Annotated in this window: 17 protein-coding genes; 3 read left to right on the top strand and 14 right to left on the bottom strand. The window is 31.9% G+C overall.

Going from position 1 to position 22760, the window contains the following annotated elements:
• Positions 1 to 280 precede the first annotated feature (280 nt).
• Complete coding sequence (ettA, locus tag ACRBBL_RS05940; protein ID WP_431368106.1) at positions 281 to 1972, top strand: energy-dependent translational throttle protein EttA; 1692 nt, start codon at positions 281 to 283, stop codon at positions 1970 to 1972.
• A gap of 229 nt (positions 1973 to 2201) precedes the next feature.
• On the opposite strand, the gene ACRBBL_RS05935 is transcribed toward ettA, so the two are convergent.
• From ACRBBL_RS05935 to ACRBBL_RS05920, 4 genes are all read right to left on the bottom strand, one after another.
• Positions 2202 to 3839 carry an SH3 domain-containing protein gene (locus tag ACRBBL_RS05935; protein ID WP_431368105.1) on the bottom strand — a complete coding sequence of 546 codons (1638 nt, stop codon included), beginning with the start codon at positions 3837 to 3839 and terminating at the stop codon, positions 2202 to 2204.
• Positions 3840 to 4263: 424 nt separating this feature from the next.
• Positions 4264 to 4755, bottom strand: coding sequence for a hypothetical protein (locus tag ACRBBL_RS05930; RefSeq protein ID WP_431368104.1), 492 nt, complete (start codon positions 4753 to 4755; stop codon positions 4264 to 4266).
• Positions 4756 to 4998: 243 nt separating this feature from the next.
• Entirely contained in the window at positions 4999 to 5538 is a 540-nt protein-coding gene (locus tag ACRBBL_RS05925; protein WP_431368103.1) for an aspartyl/asparaginyl beta-hydroxylase domain-containing protein, read from the bottom strand.
• A 16-nt stretch (positions 5539 to 5554) separates the two neighbouring features.
• Complete coding sequence (locus ACRBBL_RS05920; RefSeq protein ID WP_431368102.1) at positions 5555 to 5968, bottom strand: VOC family protein; 414 nt, start codon at positions 5966 to 5968, stop codon at positions 5555 to 5557.
• A gap of 217 nt (positions 5969 to 6185) precedes the next feature.
• On the opposite strand from ACRBBL_RS05920, the gene ACRBBL_RS05915 reads away from it, so the two are divergent.
• A complete protein-coding gene (locus ACRBBL_RS05915; protein WP_431368101.1) occupies positions 6186 to 8384 on the top strand; it encodes a response regulator in 2199 nt (732 codons plus the stop codon).
• Here the strand turns inward: ACRBBL_RS05915 and ACRBBL_RS05910 are convergent.
• The 7 genes from ACRBBL_RS05910 to hutI all read right to left on the bottom strand — a co-directional run bounded on the left by ACRBBL_RS05910 (position 8377) and on the right by hutI (position 18281).
• Positions 8377 to 8934 (bottom strand): VTT domain-containing protein, encoded by a 558-nt coding sequence (locus tag ACRBBL_RS05910; protein ID WP_431368100.1) that lies wholly within the window; start codon positions 8932 to 8934, stop codon positions 8377 to 8379. The two genes, ACRBBL_RS05915 and ACRBBL_RS05910, sit on opposite strands and share 8 nt — an antisense overlap.
• Positions 8935 to 9169: 235 nt before the next feature.
• On the bottom strand, positions 9170 to 10117 hold the full coding sequence (locus ACRBBL_RS05905; RefSeq protein ID WP_431368099.1) for a bifunctional helix-turn-helix transcriptional regulator/GNAT family N-acetyltransferase: 948 nt from the start codon (positions 10115 to 10117) through the stop codon (positions 9170 to 9172).
• A 70-nt stretch (positions 10118 to 10187) separates the two neighbouring features.
• Positions 10188 to 11204, bottom strand: coding sequence for a formimidoylglutamase (locus ACRBBL_RS05900; protein ID WP_431368098.1), 1017 nt, complete (start codon positions 11202 to 11204; stop codon positions 10188 to 10190).
• Positions 11205 to 11228: 24 nt separating this feature from the next.
• Positions 11229 to 12329 carry a glycoside hydrolase family 99 protein gene (locus ACRBBL_RS05895; RefSeq protein WP_431368097.1) on the bottom strand — a complete coding sequence of 367 codons (1101 nt, stop codon included), beginning with the start codon at positions 12327 to 12329 and terminating at the stop codon, positions 11229 to 11231.
• 269 nt (positions 12330 to 12598) lie between these two features.
• Entirely contained in the window at positions 12599 to 15955 is a 3357-nt protein-coding gene (locus ACRBBL_RS05890; protein WP_431368096.1) for a COR domain-containing protein, read from the bottom strand.
• Positions 15956 to 16250: 295 nt separating this feature from the next.
• Entirely contained in the window at positions 16251 to 16811 is a 561-nt protein-coding gene (locus ACRBBL_RS05885; protein ID WP_431368095.1) for a hypothetical protein, read from the bottom strand.
• A 234-nt stretch (positions 16812 to 17045) separates the two neighbouring features.
• The gene (hutI, locus tag ACRBBL_RS05880; protein ID WP_431368094.1) at positions 17046 to 18281 is read right to left on the bottom strand and encodes an imidazolonepropionase; all 1236 of its coding nucleotides are present in this window, start codon (positions 18279 to 18281) and stop codon (positions 17046 to 17048) included.
• Between the two features lie 77 nt (positions 18282 to 18358).
• Between hutI and ACRBBL_RS05875 the strand changes: the two genes are divergently transcribed.
• The gene (locus ACRBBL_RS05875) at positions 18359 to 19048 is read left to right on the top strand and encodes an aspartate/glutamate racemase family protein (RefSeq protein WP_431368093.1); all 690 of its coding nucleotides are present in this window, start codon (positions 18359 to 18361) and stop codon (positions 19046 to 19048) included.
• A 132-nt stretch (positions 19049 to 19180) separates the two neighbouring features.
• On the opposite strand, the gene ACRBBL_RS05870 is transcribed toward ACRBBL_RS05875, so the two are convergent.
• The 3 genes from ACRBBL_RS05870 to ACRBBL_RS05860 form a co-directional block, all read right to left on the bottom strand.
• Complete coding sequence (locus ACRBBL_RS05870) at positions 19181 to 20290, bottom strand: T9SS type A sorting domain-containing protein (RefSeq protein ID WP_431368092.1); 1110 nt, start codon at positions 20288 to 20290, stop codon at positions 19181 to 19183.
• 86 nt (positions 20291 to 20376) lie between these two features.
• Positions 20377 to 21495 (bottom strand): T9SS type A sorting domain-containing protein, encoded by a 1119-nt coding sequence (locus tag ACRBBL_RS05865; RefSeq protein ID WP_431368091.1) that lies wholly within the window; start codon positions 21493 to 21495, stop codon positions 20377 to 20379.
• An 87-nt stretch (positions 21496 to 21582) separates the two neighbouring features.
• Positions 21583 to 22710 carry a T9SS type A sorting domain-containing protein gene (locus tag ACRBBL_RS05860; RefSeq protein ID WP_431368090.1) on the bottom strand — a complete coding sequence of 376 codons (1128 nt, stop codon included), beginning with the start codon at positions 22708 to 22710 and terminating at the stop codon, positions 21583 to 21585.
• Between the last annotated feature and the right edge of the window lie 50 nt (positions 22711 to 22760).

The raw sequence follows: 22760 nt of genomic DNA, 5'->3' as shown, positions 1-22760 counted from the left end.
AATTTTATATACGAGCAAAATGGGAAGGCGGTTTTTTAAAAGTGAAGAAAAGTTTGTAAGTGTATATGTTTATAAGTTTAAATGTTTGTTTATCAGTGTTTTTTAAGTGGATATATTTTCTTAAAAAGAAGTTTTTTTTAGGAATGATGAAGTAATTTTTTAATATTAATTGAATCTTTCAACCATTCAATTATTTAATATTTCAATCCTAAAATTATATGTGCGAATGCTACGACAATTATGTATATTTGTGACGAAGTAATAAAATCAACGCATAATTATGTCAGACGATAAGAAAGTTATCTTTTCAATGAATAGGGTTTCTAAAACCTATCAAAGTACAAACAAACAAGTTTTAAAAGATATATACCTAAGTTTTTTCTACGGAGCTAAAATCGGGATTCTCGGTTTAAATGGTTCTGGTAAATCTACTTTACTGAAAATCATTGCAGGCGTAGAGAAAAACTATCAAGGAGACGTTACGTTTTCGCCAGGTTATAAAGTAGGGTATTTAGAACAAGAACCACAACTAGACGAAACAAAAACCGTAATGGAAGTTGTAAAAGAAGGTGTTGCAGAAACTGTAGCAATTCTTGACGAATACAATAAAATTAACGACATGTTTGGTTTGGAAGAAGTATATTCTGATGCAGACAAAATGGACAAGTTGATGGCGCAACAGGCAGATTTGCAAGACAAAATTGATGCTAGTAACGCTTGGGAATTAGATACAAAATTAGAAATTGCCATGGATGCGTTGCGTACGCCAGAGCCAGACAAATTGATTGGTGTACTTTCTGGAGGAGAACGTCGTCGTGTTGCCTTATGTCGTTTGTTATTACAAGAACCAGAAATTTTACTATTAGATGAGCCTACCAACCACTTGGATGCAGAATCTGTACATTGGTTAGAGCATCATTTAGCACAATATAAAGGAACCGTAATTGCGGTGACGCACGATAGATATTTCTTAGATAATGTTGCAGGTTGGATTTTAGAATTGGATAGAGGAGAAGGGATTCCTTGGAAAGGAAACTATTCTTCTTGGTTAGATCAGAAATCGACGCGTATGGCACAAGAAAGCAAAACCGCTTCGAAACGTCAGAAGACATTAGAACGAGAATTGGAATGGGTTCGTCAAGGAGCAAAAGGACGTCAAACAAAGCAAAAAGCACGTTTGAAGAACTATGACAAATTGATGAGTCAAGATCAAAAACAAATGGACGCGAAGTTGGAAATTTACATTCCAAATGGTCCACGTTTAGGAACTAATGTGATTGAAGCTACAGGCGTTTCGAAAGCTTTTGGCGATAAGTTATTATATGAAGATTTAAACTTCAATTTACCACAAGCAGGAATTGTGGGTGTAATTGGTCCGAATGGAGCGGGAAAAACAACCATTTTCAAAATGATTATGGGAGAAGAAGCGCCAGATAAAGGAACGTTTACGGTAGGAGAAACGGCAAAAATCGCGTATGTAGATCAGTCGCACTCTAATATTGATCCGAATAAATCAATTTGGGCAAATTTCTCTGATGAGCAGGAATTAGTGATGATGGGTGGAAAGCAAGTGAATTCTAGAGCGTACTTAAGTCGATTCAACTTTGCTGGAAGCGAGCAAAACAAAAAAGTAGATACACTTTCTGGAGGGGAACGCAACCGATTGCATTTAGCTATGACGCTAAAAGAAGAAGGAAACGTGTTATTACTGGATGAGCCAACAAACGACTTGGATGTAAACACTTTACGAGCGTTGGAAGAAGGTTTGGAGAACTTTGCAGGTTGTGCGGTAGTCATTTCGCATGATAGATGGTTTTTAGATCGTATTTGTACACATATCTTAGCCTTTGAAGGTGACTCGCAAGTCTATTTCTTTGAAGGAAGCTTCTCAGATTATGAAGAAAACAAAAAGAAACGTTTAGGTGGCGACTTGATGCCGAAGCGTATTAAATATAAGAAGTTGATTAGATAACTAATTGATTTTGATAGATAAATGTCATTTCGAGCGCAGTCGAGAAACTTTTGAAGTTATAGAGACATTTCGAAACTTCGTTTTGTATTTTCAATCAAAATATATTTTGATTTAATAATGCTCGATGTGACACAATAGAAAATTAAAACCCTTGCTAATTGCGAGGGTTTTTTATGTTTTGAAATGATCATACATTTAAGGATATTTTTATAGTACTAAAATACAAAAACTAGTGCTTTTCAATATATTCAAATTGAGACCTAGCTTCGTTATACCTCAATTCATGAATGTCCCATTTTTGGTCGTCAGAACTAGCTTCAAGCTTTTGAGCTATATATACTTTATCACCATTAGTTCTTACGGTTATCATGCCATACACTGCAACGTTCCTATCTTTTCTTTTTTCAAGCCTCTTTCTTATCTTTTTCTTTTCTCTTTTACTAGGTTCATTAGCAATATCGTTCTTGAGTTGCGATATTTCTTCGAAATACTTCTCCACATGTGTGAATTCTGCTGTACTTCTACCTATTTCTGTACTAAAAATCAATGGTCTTTCACCTCGTCCATATTTACCAAACGCACCCAGAGCATCGGGTCTAGGATGTGCATAACTGTCATTATCTCCACTTGATATTACTGTTACTATTGAATTCAAACATTTTAAAAATGATTCAGAAAAATGATGACTTCCGTGATGGCATGCTTTAGTAATATCAGATTCAAAATGCCCTCTACCTTTTATGATTATACTTTCTAACTCTGTTTGAAGCTCTAAGAGTTTTTGTTTATTTTTTTTAGAAATAGTAATGCCTTTTGATACTAATTTTGATATTGAATTCTCTAGTTTAGAGACGTCTTTTTCAGTGTTGGTATAATGTTTTAATAAATAATCTTCAGATTGTGTATTTAAATCTCCTCCTAAGAGTACTCTTAATTTATCTATATGGAGTTTTAAGACTATAGAATGTCCATTTTTAGTTTTCCCTTCATCTTTCAGTCGAATAAGACAATCCTTAGATTTATTGAGATGTTTCACTTTTTCTGTAACTGGACCAAGAATTTTTATAGGTATAGATGAATCAGAATTAAATTTATCTAAGTATTTATCTCTTATACTTAAGGTGGTGAATTTTACATCTGGATTGTTTGATATCAAGGCATTTAAGGTTTTTAAATAATCTTTATTAGACGATTTATAACGCTTGATTAGTGTATGCATTTCAGCATTAGTATTAACGGTATCCCATAAAAACTTCTTACTATCTAAGGTTACATATCCTCCTAAATCTTCACTTGAATAGTAATGTAAATTTGGATCTTCGTTAGCTGAATCTTTTGGTCTTTCAAATATTCCATTGTGGAATACTTTTTTATAAGCAAATTTCTTATTCTCAAATAAGTCCTTAAATCCATAATAATGATCCTTATCTGGATGTGAAATAATCACGTAATCAATTATTTTCGGATCTTTTGCCCAATCTGCATCAATTGGAACATCATCTACACCTTTTACTTGCCTGTCTCTAATATTATATCGCCAATTAATAAATCTAGACATATTATCAGTTTTACCAGCATCAATAAGAATAATATCATCATTTGGAGTTACTATGTGGCAACCGTCGCCAATACCGATATCTACAAAATTGATTTCTAGGACACGTTCTTCTTGAATCGTTGTTATAGGAATCCAACCTTCTTTTCCTCTAGAACGAATTTTTGCCCAACCATTATCTGTTTCACCTAAGAACTTCATCCAATCTCCGTAAATTAGATGGTTGAGTCCAGTTGATTTTTTTGAAGGATTTTTACGTAATACAACATCTCTAGTAGAGACAAAGTAACTTTTATTTTGAATAAGGCTCATACATAAATGATTTAATGTTTTTACAGATTATACATTTGAAAAATAAATTATTTATCTTACTTATTTGGGTAAGATAAATATACGAATAAAATGTAACATATTGAAAATATGGTAATTGTGTTTTGAGTAAGCTTTGGTGAGAACTTTCTTTTTATAATGATTTATACTCTTAGCTAGTATGTGAAAATAAACTTGATACGTATAGGTATCTGCCCAATTTATTGTAAGTTGAGCTTATAAAATATAAACTACTTTTGCTATGAAATTTATAATTTCTGCTCATATACTAAAATATAAAAAGCTATTCGGAATTATTCTCGGAATAGCTTTTTATATTTTATTGCTTACTTGTAGTCGCCACTAGCTATAAGCTAGCGGGAGCGGAGGTTTTACAATTTTTTATGATTCAAAAATAGTTCATCAACTAATCTGTAGCATTACCTAAATAAACATCTAACTCACAAAGTATTCTATTTTTCCCTTCTATGATTGTGATATGAGCTTTAGAATTTGAATTATAGGATATACCATATTTAGGAAAATCAATCATTTCTTCATGACCTTCAAACTTAACTGATATTCCTTTTTGAGAAAGATGAATTGGGTACGTCATATGTAGGCTGACTTGATCTTCATTTATGATATGATACCCTATTGGTAACATACCATACATTTTAAAATATTTGTTTTTAGATACCCAAAACTCCAAATCTTCACATTGGTTACTATTTGTAGTGAATGAAATTTTTGGATTATCAGTTATCAGTACTCCTAAATCTTTTGCCTCTTCTTTATTAACAGGAGATACATACTGTAATTTAACAAAACTACTAGTAGGAGATAAGAATATACTAACTAATACATATGCAGTAATTATAAGTATTGGAATGAAGATTATTTTAATTTTCTTCTTCACTTTTTAATCGTTTTAATTTTTATTGTTTACTTGTAATTGCCACTAGCTATAAGCTATTGAGAATAAGGGCATCATAATTTAAGTTTTTTTTGAATAGTATAAGCTACATTTAGACCTTCAGTTGATGCTTCGATAAAAATTCTATTCACTTCTTTCTAATTAAAAAATTCAGAATAATAATAAAACAAAGATTATAATTGCACAATGCGGTTTCCTGTAATTTAGAAAAGAATTCTATTAAATTTAAGCAGAAACTTGTCCAAAAACATCCGTTAACCAATCGTTTACAATACAATCTAAAATGATATGTGCGCGTGGTTGATCACTATTATTTTTAACCTCATGAAAGATATTGAAGTTACAATACCAACATTCGCCTTCTTTCATTTTTACAGGTTCATCATTCAATAATAATTCTACTTTATCATTTGTGTAGACAGGAATATGTAGTCGAACTTTTCCTTGTTCAAAACTATAGCCAGAATCGATATGTTTTTTAATTTTTGCACCAGCATCCAACGTATGAATACGAAATGTTTCTACACGACATTTAAATGTTTCAAATATAGAAAGCATGTATGGACATTTTTTTAATGCATCATTTGGGTGAAAAGTAGGAATTTCGTCAGGTGTGCCAATAGGAATAATAAATTCCTTTAACCATAATGTTTCTAAAGCTACGGAAGGATTGTAAACATCTCTATAGTCAGTTTTAGAAAATTGAGCCAACTCTTCTTTTATAATACTAGCATCAAACTCGAAAGGTAATTTTAGTGCATTCATACTTGAAAGTTATTAATTATTTTGCAAAAACTTCATTTTCATCAGAAAAAGCCTTGAATTCCAATGGATTTCCACTAAAATCAAAAACAAACATTGTTCGTTGTTCTCCTGCTTGACCTGCATAACGCGTTTGTGGTTTTACAACGAATTTTATAGTATTGATTTCAAATTTTTGCTGCAAAGTTTCAAATTGAGAAATGGTAAGTATACAACCAAAATGAGGAATAGGCACACGTACACCATCTACTTTTCCACAATAATCCAATTCAGGAATAGCATCACTTATATGTCCTGATAATTGATGCCCAAAAAAATCGAAATCTATCCAATTTTCGGTAGACCGACCTTCTTTACAACCTAAAATATCAACATAAAACTTACGAGTAGAATTGATATCCTTTATTTTAAAAGCGTAGTGAAAAGCATTCATATCGATTAACTATTTATTCAACTTATGGAGTTGCCGTAAGATACTAATTTTTAAGAGTGTTTCCTTTTATTCAATAGAAAGAAAAGAGAAATGTTTATGACGCTATTTTATATTAAAAACACTTAGGAGCTGCGTCATTAAAAATTAAGAGTTTGAACAAAACACTTACTACATTATTTTTTTGTATTTTGAGGTATTATAAAAAAGCTCAATCTTTTTGAAAAAAATATTCCCTACCATATTAAGCCTATTTTTAAGTTTTTCGCTTTGGAGTCAAGCGGATTTGGAAAAAGAGCAAATCAACGATTCAATTGAAAAATACCTTAATGTTTCTATTGATTATTCTTCAGAATATCAATACAAAGAAGCTATTGAAGCTTGTAAACACGGAATCATTTACGCAAATCAAATTAAGGATTATTTCAACTTGGCAGTGTTTTATAATGAGCTTGGATTGGCGTATGATGGAATTTCAGAATTTTCAAGAGCGAAAATAAACTATCTCAAATCATTGGATTATGCTATAAAAGTTAATGACGATAGGCTTCAAGGTTGGATATACAATAATATAGGAAATGTACATACTGAGGGTTTTAAAAATACAGATTCTGCCGTTTATTATTATAAAAAATCACTGGATTTAGCAAAAAAACTAAAAGATACAGCCGAAATTTTTACACCAATTTTAAATATTGGATGGACATATGTAGATCAAGGTGATTACGATATAGCATATCCATATCTAGTAAAATCTGAAAAAATGATTTTCACAAAATATGGAGACGATTCAGCGAAATCTCAAATTAATTTTTTGTTAGGTCGTTATTATATGTTCAAAGACAAACTAGTTTTGGCTAATAATTATTTTAAAACATCTATTGATTACGCAAAAAAAGAGAATCTGTTAGATGAGTTGACAGATACGTATAAGCAATACTCTATTTTGGCAGACAAGCAAGGCAATTATGAACTTGCGTACGATCGATTACAAACACACCTAAAATACAGAGATTCTTTATTTAATGAGGCTAAAATAAAAGAGAATCAAATAGCATTGGCTAAATTTTCAGTTGATGATTTTAAGCAAGATTTAGAGCGTGTAAAAAAAGAGCAAAAATCGCAAGAAACCATCATGCGTAAGTCACAACAAATTTCTTATATATTGATGATTGCAGGTTTTATCTTGATTTTACTCTTAATTAATATGTTTAAGAATTATAAATTTAGAAACAAGGCTTTAGAAAAGCTTCGCATGAAAAATAGTGAATTGCGAGAAGCAAAAGAAGAAGCTGAAGCACAAGCAAGTCTAAAATCTCAGTTCTTTTCAACGGTAAGTCACGAATTGCGTACACCTTTATATGGCGTAGTTGGTTTGACTTCGTTACTATCAGAAGATTTCCCGAACTTAAAAAAGAATGAAAATTTTAAATCGCTCAAATTTTCGAGTAAGTATTTGTTATCCTTGATTAATAATGTGTTACAAATCAACAAAATTGAATCGCAAGGAGTTAAGTTGGCAAGTATACCATTTAATGTAAAAAATTTGTTAAGCGAAGTTGTAAACTCTTTTAGTTTTGCAGTAAGTCAGAATAAAAATAAAGTACATCAAGTTATTGACCCTAAGATTCCGAAAATCTTATTAGGAGACTCTGTGCGATTGTCACAAATTTTAATGAATCTTATTGGGAATGCTATTAAATTTACTGAAGGAGGAAATATTTGGATTCGATTAGAATCACAAGGAACAGAAGGAAAAACACACACAATTAAGTTTACGATTCAAGATGATGGAATTGGCATTCCGAAAGAAAAACAACAAGCTGTTTTTGATAAGTTTGTACAGTTGCGTCCTATTGAAAAAAACTATCAAGGTACTGGTTTAGGATTATCAATTGTAAAACGATTGTTATTACTTTTTGATAGTGATATAATATTAAAAAGTGAAGAAAATAACGGTACTGAATTTACATTTGCAATAGCATTTGAAGAAAGTAACGAACTTTCTATAAAAGATGTTTCTATACCAATTGAAACCATTAATACGATTGAAAAAAGTATTTTGATTGTAGATGATAATAAAATTAACCGTGTCGTAACAAAGCGAATTTTACAGAATAAAGGATATCAATGTGATGTTGCTGAAGACGGATTGGAAGCATTAGATATTTTAAAAGTCAATACGTACGATCTGATTTTAATGGACATTAATATGCCACGAATTGATGGTATAGAAACAACAAAACGCATAAGGGAAACTAATAAAAAAACACCGATAATAGCATTAACTGCCGTTGAAGAAGATCAAGTAAAAGATCGAATTCAGGAAGCTGGTATGAACGATTTTATTATCAAACCGTACGATTTGGCAGAATTTCATCAAATTGTATTGAAAAATTTATACGTACATATTATATAAAATACGCACTTCCGTAGATATATACACTGCATAAAATCAGCTCTCCAATAAAAAGACTCACTGCAAATACAATTGGATTTATTTTCATCGCGCCAGCTGTATAACAAATCAAATCAGTTGGAACAAACGGGAAAAATGCCCAAAACATAATGAATAATGGTCCATATTTTCCAGAAAGTTTCTCTTTCACCAAATTTGAAGCTTTTGTATTCTTATCAAACAGTTTGGCAAAACCGAGTTTATCTGAAAAGTAATAAACAATCATGGAAGAAATTACAATTCCAATGACCGAAATAATTAATACAAGAAATAAATCATTTGGAAATAAAAATACACCTGCAAAAATAAGCGCTGTACTTGGTAGCATAACGAACCCACGAATTAAATGACACAGCGCAAAAATTGCCCAACCATAGTTTCCATACGACTGAATGCTGTTTACAATATTGTCTCTAGAAAATGTTTCAGGAAAAATAATATTGTAGAGGATAAAACCAATAATGACAACTATCCAAAAGCGCCTAAAAAACGTAATATAACTATCTTTCATTAATTTATAGTTCGATTCTTTTACAAGATGCCAAAGCTACACAATTGTTACGAGAAGATATTATTTTATTTTAAATGTTGAATTTTAAATGGAAAAGCTCGTAATAATATAGTAGAGATTTAAAAATTAACAAACGCCTTTGTGAGACATAGGCGAAGCAATCTGTATCAAAGAAAATTTGGACTTTTATTAGAAATGGACTACCACGTCGCAAATTCCTCGTAGTGACGTAAGATCAGAAAATCAGTTCCATTTTAATATCACTACGTTGGTATGGACTTCCTTCTTCAACAGGAATTTCTTTAAAAGCATACTTTTCGTAAATATAAATTGCATTTTCAAGCTTTCTATTCGAATATAAAATGAACTTTTTAAAGTTTTGTTCTTTTGCAAAATCAATACAATGCTGCATTAACTTTTGACCAATTTTTTTACCTCTAAATTGTGGAGAGACTGCCATTTTGCTCAATTCATATATGCCATCTTCTATTTTTATGAGTGCAACAGTTCCTGCAATTTGAGCTGCATCTTTCGCAAAAAAGATATGTCCGCCTTTATCAATAATATACGTTTTAGCATTGCCCAAGACTTCTTTGTCGTGCGGTTCTACATAAAAAAAAGTTTCTAGCCATTCCATGTTCAAATTATAAAAAGTAGCAGCATATTTTTCGTCAAAAGGAACAATTGTTAATTCTGAAAGCTTCATAGATTTTATGCTTTCTATGACACGTGCACTCATGCTTTTTTCAGAAAAAGCATCTTCTAGTTGACTTAAATGAGCAACTAAACTTTCTGAAGAAAAAGTAGATAAGTTTTCTATAGTTTCATGAATAACATTCCAGATTGGAATCATTTTAATCAATAGTTTTTCACCTTTTAAAGAAAGACAGATATTCTTTTTGCGTTTATCAATTTCGTCACTATCTATTGTAATTAAATCTTTTTTCAATAGTTTGTTTAAAGTCTGTGTAATAGCAGGTTGAGTGACATCTAAAACCTCTTTAATTTCTGTATTTGTGGTTCTTTTTTTTAAGGAAATAATCTTAAAAACAGGAAACAAATACGGATCAAAATCAATTCCGTAGTAATCATATACTTTTTGAGTTTCTTTCATCATCATTTCACTCAAACGATTCAATCTTGAGCCTAAACCAATCTCTCTAAATTCACGTAATGCATCCATTCTATAATTGTTTATATAAGTGCTTATGTAAAAGTAAATAAGATTTGACTATTTTCCAAATGGAAGTGTATTATTTGCGCATAAAATCTGTGATTAAATAACTTAGTAATTTACCAACGAGATACATTTCTTGTGGATCATCTGCATTTGGAGCAGCCTCACACAAATGTAAATAGGCAGCATTTTTTTGTTTTCCGAAGAATGTAGCAAACATACGTGCTTCATTGGCTGTAAACGCACTTGTAGTCATAGCGCTACTTGGTACGTTTTCAATGGAATCGCAGTCAATTTCTACACCAAAAGGACGATTGTCGATAAAGTTTAATGCCGTATGTAATTGAGATGAAAATTCTTGTTCTTGACGAATTTTAATTTCTTCAAAAGTATTGTATCGGATGCGATCTGGATAGCTGTCAATAGTTTTAAAGACTTTTTTGGAAGTGTAGTTTTCATGCAATCCAAACATAAAGTAATTGTTCAAAAAGTTCTTTTTAAACGCATAACTAAAACCGTTTCCACTGTGTCTACCTTCCAGATTTCTAAAATCGGTATGCGCATCAAAATTAACTACATTAATCGCTTTGCTTTTGCCTAAAGCTGTCCCTTTTATATTTCCGTATGCATTATTATGTCCGCCACCAATAATGATTGGCGTTTTTCCAGCACTTACAATTTGAAAAACCAAATACGTAACTTCTTCGTCAATTTTAGCAACTAATTCGCTCAATTTTTCATGATAATCGTACGCACTCGCATACATTTTGTCAGCAGTTTCTAGCAGTTCAGAAAAATCTAAATGCCCTAAAACCAGCAAACGTTTTCCTCTATTAAACGAATTATCTTGTGTGTTTAAGAGCGATTTTAAAGCTGCATTCCAAGCGGTAGTTGCGCCAGCTTTTCCACGATTGGCGCGAATGCCAATATCTTCAGGAATTCCAAAAAGCACATATTTAGCGTCGCTTTGTTGTAATTGAGTGACTAAATCTTCAGCCGATGAAAGTGTATCTACTTTTTCACCAAATTTAGTTTCGCCATTTCGTTTGGAAATCAGTGCGTTGCCATTTGCGCTTGTGTACAGTTGTAGCATGGTTTTTTAATAAATTGCGTAGTGCTAATGTACATATTTATCAATTAGCTCGCGAGTTTTGTTGATGTAAAATAATGAATCTATATTTTTTCCGTAATCTTCGTAGCTGTAATTTTTAATCGTTTTAGAAATTGCAGGTTCAATTTGTGTGCCTTCATGCCATTCATTGAACGAAGTAATGGAAATATATGCGGGATTTGTTTCGGCAGCACTTTTAAACATGCGTTCATAATACGCACCATTTTCGCGACTTTTGGTATTGGCTGCATTCCAAGGTCGTATGCGTGTATCAATATATCCTGGACCAACTGAGGGAATAAAAAGCAACTTGTTTTTTTGTGCAAAATCGGCAAGCGTTTTCCAGTTTTTTGGTGTACTTCCGTAGACAAAACCCTCACTAGCAAAATACGTGTAGAATCCGTCAAAACCACCAGTTGTAAAAAACTCACCTTCATTTTCATGTACCCATAAACCTATGAACGTTGCATCTAAGGCAGTATTTCGAATGCTTATTTCGCCATTTGGTTTCAATAACTTTGCCCATTCAGAAGCTTCTAGTTTATAGGAATCGTACACATAATACAGCGGTTTATTGTCTGCTTTGTATAATGCTGGATGCTTTCCGTATTGCTTGTGAATGTAGTGTAATTGCGCTTTTAACGCTTCCGCAGATTTGTAAAAAGGCTCAATATGAAAAGCGAGTTGAATTCCGTGTGTTGATGCACTCTCCAAATACTTGGGAATCGATTTGTCTTCAAAACCACCTTTTCCCCACCAAGACATGACGCACACGCCAATTCCTGCCTGTTGCATGAGTTTAAAATGTTCGTCAATAATTTTTGGATCGTTGGAACTGTAATTTCCCAACGCAGGATAATAGTTCGCACCAATATCATCGCCACCTTTAAAGCTTCCTGCATTATTCCAAGTAGTGTCTGACCAATGTGGCAGAATATCATGATTCCAATGTGAATACTTTCCATCGTAGTCAGGTGAACCATACCAATTGTAATAAAAGGTATGTACTTTGTTTGAAACGCTGACTTTCTTTTCTAATTTTTCTTTGCAGGAAAAAGTCAAAATGAGCAAAAGACTTAGGAAACAGAGTTGGTTGTTGGTTTTCATGAATCTTTGAAACGTGTTGTTTTCAAATATAGGGTTTTTGGTGAAATTTAATTTTGAGGAGTTCGGTTGTAGGATAGTTTTATTTAGTTTTGAAGTAAAAACTCTTTAAACAACAATTAAGTATCCTATAAATAGGAATTAGTAACTTTGAGAGCAATCGATAAGCCTAGAGAAGTTATTTTTTTATTGAATCTCGACTGCACTCGACTTGATGTTTTTAGTTAAAATGCTGAAAATCATAATTATCTAAAAATGAGACCTTCTATCTTTTAAAAAAATGGATTTAATACTTTTAAATTATATTTTTCAGACATTTCTTTGAACCAATTCTTGACATTATATTCCGATTCTAATTGTACGCCTAAAAGGCTAATTAAAGGAATTCCTAATTTAAGTTTTACATCTGCGTGATCACTTTTTTGTAGGTTATTATAAATAGTTTTAAACTTTTTATCAATCTCAGCATCAAACTTTGTGAAAGCTTCTGTTAATTTTGTTGTAATTTCAGTTGAAATTTCAAATTGTTGTTCTTGATTCATTTCAAAAATAACTTTTTGTAATTCATATTCTAGATTGGGGCTATCAAGTTTTTGATATAGAAATTCAGTGTTCGAATATAATGACTCCATCATTTTTTCTTGGTTTTGTATAATTTGATTCAATTTAGACTCAGCAGATTTATTCAATTCTTCTTTTGAAGAAATTCCATCGAGCAGTTTTTTAATCTTGATTTGTATTACTGTTTTATTTTTAAAAATGTTATAATCTGATTCTCCAAATTGTTCACGTCCAATTAATTCCTCATAATACACAAAACCATAATTATTAGGTAATGGAATTAACATTGCTGGAGGGTTGCTTAGCTTCTTGTTAAAAGAGTCAATTACATAACGGATTACTGACATAAATTCACGCTTCTGCACTTTCTTTCCACTTACTATAATTCGTAATTGATTCTTATATGTTCGCACTAAGGCTTTACATTCTAAATTTTGTAGAATGCAACCTGTGCGCCAATTTGCAGTCATAATTTCGTGCGTTTCTACCATAATGTATGGCATGATGGCTTTTGGTAAATATGCATATTCGTACACAAACTGAATTGTTTCAGTAGCCTCTCTGATAGGAACTGTTAATTTTTTAGGTTCGTTTGTGTCTAACAAGTCAGGAAGTATAAAATGACAATTGTCTCGTAGCATAAAACTCAACTTGAATTGCTGTAAAATATGAATTAAGAAGCGTCTTTCATTAGTAGAATATTCAATTCTCTTGTAATTAGATGGACGATAAACAGTTTCTTTGTCTTCTTCTTCATTAATGATAAAATCAAGTTCATCCATAGCAATCTTCCCTTTTTGATCGCCAGCAAATTTGGAAGTTACAATTTGATAAATTCCATAGGTAATCCAATATGGATCTAATACATAATATTCAGCAAGGTTGATATCTTCAAAATGCAATACAATTCCTAAATCATTTAGGAAGCTAATGGCGCTTTGTCGTTCGAACTTTTTTGTTAAACCATGTTGTTGACAAATTTCAATAAAACGAGCTTCATTCAACTTGTCATTTTGCTTTGTTTCTTCTTGCAATTGTTCTTTGATCGGAATCCAACGTTCATCAATTTCCGTATTAAATAATTCAGATTGTGGAATCAATTCTGCAAGTTTATCTTTTAACTCTTCAATTCCTTGTTCTGTTTTACTAGAAGTTTTGATAAAATATTTAATTTGAGAAAACTCTTGTTGTAAATCGTATTCATTTTCAAACCCAAATCCAGAATTTACATCAATTTTATTACTTATTATAATAATGGAAGAATTTCCACCTGTCGTTTTAATTTTATTTACCCATTTTCGTATTTGTTCCGATACGCTTGTATCTTTTCGTGCGTCTATGACCAATACATATACGCAACGCTTAGTCAAGAAAAATTGGTGAGTGGCATTCATAATTTCTTGTCCCCCAAAATCCCAAAAATGCCCTGTTAGCTCATGAAGTGCTGTTTGCTTTTTAAAAGTTTCGAGTTTTCCAAACTTTAAACTTTCAATATTAATACCATCAGTTTGGACTTCACTTTCGGTAAATGAATTATCTTTTAGTTTACGTAATAAAGATGTTTTCCCAGCTTTTGGATCACCAATTAGGATGACTTTAATTTCATCAAGTTTTACTTTGTTCGCTTCATACCAAGCCAATGTTGCTTCGCGCCCTTGTTCTAGAATTTCTAATGGAGGTGATTGGATTGGATTTCCACTAATATTTAAATCTTTATTTGGAAAAAAATCATTAGATATATTATAGGTTTTTAAGTTATTAAAAAGTGACAGAGGAATTTTTTCAATTTGGTTATTATTAATTCTAAGGTTTTTTAAAGATGTTAATCCACTAATAGGATTTACATCTTTAATTTCATTATGATCTAAATGTAGTATACTAAGATTTTTAAGTTGACTAAGAAAATTGATGTTTTTAATGTTTGAATGGCTCAGAAAAAGTTTTTTTACTTTTTTAATATTACTTAAAAAAGTAAAATCTGAAATATCACTAAAACTGATGTTTAAGCTATACAAGTTTTTTAAGCTTTCTAAGAATTGAAAATTATCAATTTCATTATTCGATATATCTAATTTTTCTATTTTTTTTAGATTTTTTAGAATAGAAACGTTTTTTAGATCATTAAAACTTAAATCTAGTTCCCTAAGTTCTTTAAGTGACTCTAAGAAAGTAATATCTTTAATCATAGAGTGTCCTAAATTTAATTTTTCTAACAGAAATAGCTCGCTTAAAAAATCATAGTTTTTGACTGAGCTCATTTCTAAAGAAATATCTGTTAAGTTTTTCAGTTTACTTAAAGAGCTATAATCATCGATATCTACATTATTTGAAAGGTTTAAAGTTTTCAATTTCTTAAACTCTTTCAAAATATCAACATTTTTGATTTTATTACTATTTAAGTTTAAATGTTTTAAATTAGATAAATTTTTTATGAAATCAATATTACTGATACTACAGTCTTCTAATATTAGTTTTTTTAAATGTATAAGCTCATTTAAAAAACTGGTATTTTCTATACGAACCCATGATATTTCAAGCTCTTCTAACTGAATACAATGTTTTAATGAATTGTAATTTGATACCCTAGAATGTCCAAGTGTTAAACTCTTTAATTTTGTGAAATATTTCAAATTGTTTAAATTCGTATATGTAATACCATCGATATCAAACTGTTTTAAATTAGTTAAGTTTGTTAGATAAGTTATATCATTAATATTATTGAACTTAATATCTAAATCTTCTAGTTTAGTTGAGTTTTTTAAAAAAATAGTATTTCTTAATTTATTATTAGCTAATTTTAATATTTTGAGATATTTAAGTTTAGAAAAAATAGATGGGATAGAATGAATTTTATTATGCTGTCCATTATTGATACTCTTTTTATATTCCTTATTAAGCATATAATGATTACTTAAAATTAGCGTTTCTAAATGCACGCATTCAAATAATTCAATAAGTTTGCTTAAATCAGTCAAGCCACAATTTCCTAAATCTAAAAAAGTGTTTTTTGTAGCTAAATTTTTTTTGATGAGTTTTCGAGCGTAGTCTATGTCGTGTACTTCTTCCATGAATTTGTTTGCTTGGTCAGAATATTAGTAACTGTAATTCAATAAAGTTACATTTTTCTTACTATTTAATGTAGGTTTATTTAAACAAAATGTCTTTGAGCTTGGGTAAGAGAACAGGCATAGATTGAATAACAGGTAATATACTTCAAAGAAAATTCAGAGTTAAACTAGAAACAGACTACCACGTCGCAAACTCCTCGTAGTGACGGTTATGAAACTTCGACAAGCTCAGTGTAACAGAGTCTAAAAGCAAAGCGATTCTAACAGAATCTAAAGATCCAAGCGCGAAGCAAGTCTACATTGAAATTGCCAAAATACATTCCTCCCGAATTTTCCAAATTTCATCAAAAGAGTAGTGAAGTTGTTCGTCTGAAATCCATTGTTTTAGGAAGTTTTGATGCCACTGTACTTTGTAATCCGCAATTTGATGTGGGAGAATATCTTGTTCAGTTAGTAAACTATCTTCGAAAGAAGCTTCGTTTTCAGTTGTTCGGGTGATATCTAATAGGTTTCCGTTGATTTTTAGGTAGGTATGTGCTTCTGGAATGTAATCAAGTTTATAGTTGCTTAAAACACTTCCAACACCTTTGGTATTAACTTCGTTCATTTGGTAGATTCCAATGAATAGTTGCACTGCTTCTTGCTGACTTTCCACAGCGAGTTGCTTTAAGAACGCGTGTTTTGTAGAACAAGTTCCTTTGTGTTCAGGAATGATCAAGCGATACTCACTACGATCTGAAGTTCTTCCGTAAGGCAATTGATTCACGTACGCAATCGCAGCTTTGAAATCTGTAATTTTCTTGTCAATCATCAACCTGGACAAGGAACCGTTCTGCGGAAGCGGGAAATTTAACATGTTTTGTTTAGTTTTTATAAAGCTGAATATTTTTTCAAATTATTCTCGATACAATTTTCTTCATTTTATTGCGAAAATCACTCGAATTGACGTTTAGTAAATTTCAATACGAATTTGCAATTCTAACAGCGAAGCGATCTCAATTCTAATAGCGTTAGCGGTCTAAAAGCAAAGCGAATCTAACAATCTAAGAGGTTCCGCATGTGCGGGAGCAAGTCTAAGAGCGTAGCAAGTCTAAATAACCTTTCCATTGATGATTACCTGTTCAATATTGTTGTCGCCAAACGCATACGGCAATACATGATACGACGGAATTTCTTTGGTAATGATTAAGTTAGCAGCTTTTCCTTTAGTGATACTTCCATGTGTTTCCGAAAGTCCCATTGCATACGCACCATTGATGGTTGCTGCATTGATGGCTTCTTCTGGTGTCATTTTCATTTTGATACATGCTGTGCTCACCACAAAGTTCATATTTCCAGAAGGTGTCGATCCTGGATTGTAATCGGTAGCTAAGGCAACAGGTAAACCAGCATCTAGTAATCTACGCGCTGGCGTGTACGGAATGCTTAAAAAGTACGAACACGAAGGCAAGGCAACTGGCATGGTGTTGCTTCCTTGCAACGCTTTGATATCGTCATCGTTGAGTTCTTCTAAATGATCCACCGAAAGTGCATTGTATTTTACACCAAGCGCAACTCCGCCAAATGCATTGAATTGATTGACGTGAATTTTTGGTATGAGATTGTATTGTTGTGCCGCTTGGAGCAAACGTTCTGTATCTTCAAGTGTAAAATATCCTTTTTCGCAGAAAATATCTACGTATTCGGCTAAGTTTTGTTCGGCTACTTTTGGTAACATTTCATTAATCACCAAATCCATATAACCATCTTGATTTCCTTTGTAGTTTGCAGGAATGGCGTGTGCGCCCAAAAAGGTCGTTTTTATTGGGAAATTATAGGCTTCTTTTAAGCGTTTTGCTACACGTAACATTTTGAGTTCCGCTTCAAGCGTGAGTCCATAACCAGATTTGATTTCAATGGCGCCAGTTCCCATCTGCATTACTTCTTCTAAACGTTTTGCCGATTGTGCAAAGAGTTCATCTTCGGAAGTTTCTTGTAGTTTTTTTGCTGAATTTAGAATTCCGCCACCGCGATTGGCAATTTCTTCATAGCTTAATCCATTGATTCTGTCTACAAATTCTTGCGATCTATTTCCGGCGTAAACGATGTGTGTATGACTGTCGCACCAAGTTGGTAAAACGACTTTATTTGTACAGTCTATGATTGTATCTGCGGAAGCGATTTCAATATCGGCCATTACACCAAAATCGGAAATGACATCATCAACAATATATAGATACGCATTTTCTAGTTTTGGAAGCGTTTTCATGTCAGCTCCAGAAACTTTAGAAATACTGGTTTCACGAACTTGTATTAATTCTTTGATGTTGATGAGTAAGGTTGTCATAAGTTGTAAAATATATTGTTACAAAAGTAGAAGCAAAGCGAATAAATCCCTAATTTTATGCGTATAAATTATTGAGCATGCAAACTATTGGACTTATCGGCGGAATTACGCCACAATCTACCATACTTTATTATCAGACTTTGAATGATTTGGCAATGAAACATAAAGGCGAACCGCATTCGGCAAAATGTATTATTAATTCAGTCGATTTTGGAGAAATTAAAGACTTGCAACACGCTGGTCGTTGGGATTTACTGAATGATTTGATGGCAAAGGCGGGAAAGAATTTAGAAAATGCTGGAGCAGATTGCATTTTAATTTGTGCCAATACCATGCATTTAACGATTGATGCTGTACGAGAAAGTGTTTCCATTCCTGTAATTCATATTGCAGAAGCAACTGCAGAAAAAATTGTAGCAAAAGAATTGAAAACGGTGGCTTTGTTGGGAACAAAATATACCATGGAAATGGACTTTTATAAAGATGTATTGACTTCGTTTGGAATAGCAACATTGATTCCGAATGCAGAAGATAGAGAAGAAGTGAATAGAGTTATTTATGAAGAGTTGCCACAAGGTGTGTTAAAACCAAGTTCGAAACAAGCCTATATTGAGATCATTGAACGTTTGCAACAAGAAGGAGCTGAAGGCGTTATTTTAGGCTGTACAGAAATTCCGTTGTTAATTCAGCAAGAAGATGTTTCAATTCCTGTATTTGATACAACGACGATTCATGCTACCAAAGCGATGGATTTGGCAATAAGTTAATGATGTTTCAATTATGATAAATAGAAAATAGTTATTACTTTTATAAAGAATTACATTATTACTGGCATAATTATGTAATATACAAAAGCTCCAAAAGTTACATTTGGAGCTTTTTTGTTGCTGTTTAGTTACTTATTGACGAATCATTTTGTGAATGCTTACTTTATTGCCTGATTGAATTTTTACGAAATAAATTCCCTGTGTTATGTTCTGAATGTCTAGTTGATTGTTGATGATACGTGCAGAAGTCATCACTGTTTTTCCTGTCATGTCTATAATGGTAGCTGTATCTATTGGTAGATTGTTCTTTGTATCTAAATGTAACAAATTGCCTTTTACAGGATTTGGATATATAATAATGTTTTTGGCTGCAAATTCTGGAACGCTTAAACTATAATATTCTTCACCTAAGTTACCTTCGCAAATATCTAAAACTTCTGGTGTGACAATAAATTGTACCCATGGCGAATGCTGATCTACAAAAATTTGTCTGACGCCCATTTTATTAGGGTCAATATACTGAGTGTCGTCTCCTAAATACCCAAGACGATCAACTAAAACATCATTGAGAAATAAACCCAAAGCATCATTACCATCAAAATTAGTAATGACATCGTTTGTATCTAGAATTAATGATTCTTCATCTGGAAAACAAGGTGTTGTTTGCGAATGTAAAATTCGAATTTTTTTATAACTATTAAGAAAAGTATTAGGTGGAAATGTATAGGTAACATCCCATGTAGAATTTCCATCAAAACTAAGTTTCAAAGTGTATTCTGACATATCGACTACATCATCAGAAGTATTCAAAACTTCAATTCCCTTGTAGTCATTATCGCCATTCATGACTCTTGAAATAAATACAGCATCAGGAATGTATATGGTTCCAGGAGTAGCTTCAACAAAAGAGGCGTAGTGACTAAATGAAGATTCATTTCCCGCAGCATCTCTTGCTAGTATTTTAAATGTATAAATTTCTTCATAGACAATAGGCCCTAAATGGTTTATGTTGACTGAATTTGTAGGGAATGAGGCATTATGATTTACCGTTAATCTGAATACATCATTTACATAAATATCATATTCTACCACAGCTACATTATCTGTAGAAACATTCCAGGATAAAAAATTGATTACATTATCAATTACTAAATTGGTAGGCACAGTCGGCGCTTCTGTATCTTGAGCAAAACAAGAAAGACTCAATAAAAATAGAAAGGTAGTGAGTGTAATTTTTTTCATAGCGTATAAATTTTTTTATTTAAAAGTATAGAAAAAAGCAGCGCGCTTTTAATCAAATACAATCATATTTATAAATTTAAACACCTTTATTGCTTGATTAATTTTTTGTTAACCTTTTGATTTCCAATTTGTAATTGTAGAATGTACATTCCTTGTTGCAATCCTTGAACGTTAATTTCGTTTGAAGGATTCGTTTGGTTTATGACTTGCTTTCCTGTGATATCAAATACACGGACACTAGAAATTTCAACATTATTTTTTGTGTTGATGTATACCGTATTTCCATTTGTTGGGTTAGGATAGATGCTGAATATAGTTTGTGTTTCTTGCTCAACACTCAATACCACATATTCAACAGCACCCATATAATAATTGCATTCGCTTCCTATTCCGGAAGTAATTGTATTTGCATTCCATAAGGATACATCAAAACTTGGGGTTATTAAATTTCCAACGGCACTAAGAGTATATGCAAAATCATCATCCATAATTACAGTTCCATCACCTAATGCACCGAAGGACTGAATTAATATATTGTTTTTAAAAAGTCCAATGACATCATTTCCATCAAAATTGGTAATTATATCATCTGTAACATCGTATTTATCACTACAAAAAGTTCCTGTTGAGCGTCCAATAACAAAAGCACTTCCATAGCTTAGCATTGAATTTGATGGAAAATTATAGGTGTCTTGCCATGTAGGGTTTCCATCTCTACTAACTTTAATTGAATAGTTGTCTAAATTGATATTTCCATTGGTTAAGTTAGAAACTTCAATGATTTTATTATTATTAAGTCCATTAACAATAGCAGATAAGTAGAGATCTACAGGATATTGGTCACTTGCATCAGGATAACGATAAAAACATACAGTATTACTTGGACTTGAAACATTTAAAGCCGCATCTTTTGCAACAACATAAAAACAATAAAATAATCCAAATAAATTTTCAAGTGTAACATCTTGCTGCGATTGGTTTGAAATGTGAGGAACAGTTAGAAGATAGGTGTCATCTACATATACATCATATTCGGTTACAGCTACATTATCGGTTGCATTGTCCCAATAAAGTACATTAGTCCCATTAGAGTTTTGATAAAATACAGCATTCAAATTTGTGGGCGCAGTAGGTGCTTCAGTATCTTGTGCGAAAGATGTAGCACTAATAAAAAGTGAAAGTAGTAAGAGTGTAATTTTTTTCATAGCTGGTTGTTTTTTTACGTAAAGCTATAAAAAATAAGTGATGTTATTTGTAACAATAACATCACTTTTCATAAACTGTCAATACTTTTATTGCTTGATTAATTTTTTGTTAACCTTTTGATTTCCAATTTGTAATTGTAGAATGTACATTCCTTGTTGCAATCCTTGAACGTTAATTTCGTTTGAAGGATTCGTTTGGTTTATGACTTGTTTTCCTGTGATGTCGTAGATACGAATAGAAGAAATTTCAATATTATTTTTTGTGTTGATGTATACCGTATTTCCATTTGTTGGGTTTGGATAGATGCTGAAAGAATTCAATTCTTGTGTTTCAACACTTAATAACACCATATATGGGAAACCAAATAAGCTAGGGCAGCTGCCATTACTTATTTCAATACTCCAAGTATTCACATTAAAAGAAGTGGAAGGTATTGTAGTGAGGTAAGCATCTCTTTTAATGAATTGATCGGTACTCGTATGCGTCGCATTATTCCCTAACTCCCCAATCATATCGTATAAAATGTCATATTTAAATAAACCGATTGCATCGTTTCCATCTATATTGGTTAGGTTAGCGTTGTAATCAATGCCAATTCCGAAGTTAGTAATCATATTTGTACAAATTGAAAAACTAGGATGTGCTATGATAAAACTTTCGTAAGGAGAAACAACTGAATTAGCTGGAAATGTATACACAGCATCCCATGTTGCACTGCCGTCATAGCTTATTTTTACAGAGTAATCTGATAAATCAATAGCACTATTAGTTATATTTGATACTTCAATAGCTTTATTACTTCCTGTATAATTTAAAAACCCAGATAGATAGAGTTCAGGAGGTCCATTTTGATAAATAACATTCACTGTTTTACAAACTTGATTGGATATTGGTGAAGCATTCCCCGCGGCGTCTTTGGCAATAATATTTAGGCAATACGTACCATTGGGATAGTTTGTAAAACTAGCATATTGAATAATATCTGATCCATCATAATCTACAATTCTAGATAACGTACCGTTGATATAAATTTCATACGTAGTCACAGCAACGTTATCTGTTGCGTGTTCCCATTCTACAGATATATTATCTGGTTGCACTGTTGGATTGTCTAAAAATTGAAAGTTTACTGGAGTCGTAGGTGCTTCTGTATCTTGTGAAAAAGCAGTAAACGTACTAAAAATAATAAGTAGTGTTAGTGTAATTTTTTTCATAGCTGGTTTTAATTTAATATAAAACTATAAAAAAAAGCGACACTATTTTA

Origin of the sequence: Kordia sp., assembly GCF_050633145.1 — a bacterium.
Classification (GTDB): Bacteria; Bacteroidota; Bacteroidia; order Flavobacteriales; family Flavobacteriaceae; genus Kordia.
This window is presented reverse-complemented; position numbering and strand designations above follow the sequence as displayed.

Bases quoted from the DNA above. Each gene is read 5' to 3' on its own strand.
- ACRBBL_RS05905 (WP_431368099.1), bottom strand. From the start codon at position 10,117: ATGGATGCATTACGTGAATTTAGAGAGATTGGTTTAGGCTCAAGATTG.
- ACRBBL_RS05870 (WP_431368092.1), bottom strand. From the start codon at position 20,290: ATGAAAAAAATTACACTCACTACCTTTCTATTTTTATTGAGTCTTTCT.
- ACRBBL_RS05920 (WP_431368102.1), bottom strand. From the start codon at position 5,968: ATGAATGCTTTTCACTACGCTTTTAAAATAAAGGATATCAATTCTACT.
- ACRBBL_RS05885 (WP_431368095.1), bottom strand. From the start codon at position 16,811: ATGTTAAATTTCCCGCTTCCGCAGAACGGTTCCTTGTCCAGGTTGATG.
- ACRBBL_RS05890 (WP_431368096.1), bottom strand. From the start codon at position 15,955: ATGGAAGAAGTACACGACATAGACTACGCTCGAAAACTCATCAAAAAA.
- ACRBBL_RS05895 (WP_431368097.1), bottom strand. From the start codon at position 12,329: ATGAAAACCAACAACCAACTCTGTTTCCTAAGTCTTTTGCTCATTTTG.
- hutI (WP_431368094.1), bottom strand. From the start codon at position 18,281: ATGACAACCTTACTCATCAACATCAAAGAATTAATACAAGTTCGTGAA.
- ACRBBL_RS05875 (WP_431368093.1), top strand. From the start codon at position 18,359: ATGCAAACTATTGGACTTATCGGCGGAATTACGCCACAATCTACCATA.
- ACRBBL_RS05925 (WP_431368103.1), bottom strand. From the start codon at position 5,538: ATGAATGCACTAAAATTACCTTTCGAGTTTGATGCTAGTATTATAAAA.
- ACRBBL_RS05900 (WP_431368098.1), bottom strand. From the start codon at position 11,204: ATGCTACAACTGTACACAAGCGCAAATGGCAACGCACTGATTTCCAAA.
- ACRBBL_RS05935 (WP_431368105.1), bottom strand. From the start codon at position 3,839: ATGAGCCTTATTCAAAATAAAAGTTACTTTGTCTCTACTAGAGATGTT.
- ACRBBL_RS05865 (WP_431368091.1), bottom strand. From the start codon at position 21,495: ATGAAAAAAATTACACTCTTACTACTTTCACTTTTTATTAGTGCTACA.
- ACRBBL_RS05910 (WP_431368100.1), bottom strand. From the start codon at position 8,934: ATGAAAGATAGTTATATTACGTTTTTTAGGCGCTTTTGGATAGTTGTC.
- ettA (WP_431368106.1), top strand. From the start codon at position 281: ATGTCAGACGATAAGAAAGTTATCTTTTCAATGAATAGGGTTTCTAAA.
- ACRBBL_RS05860 (WP_431368090.1), bottom strand. From the start codon at position 22,710: ATGAAAAAAATTACACTAACACTACTTATTATTTTTAGTACGTTTACT.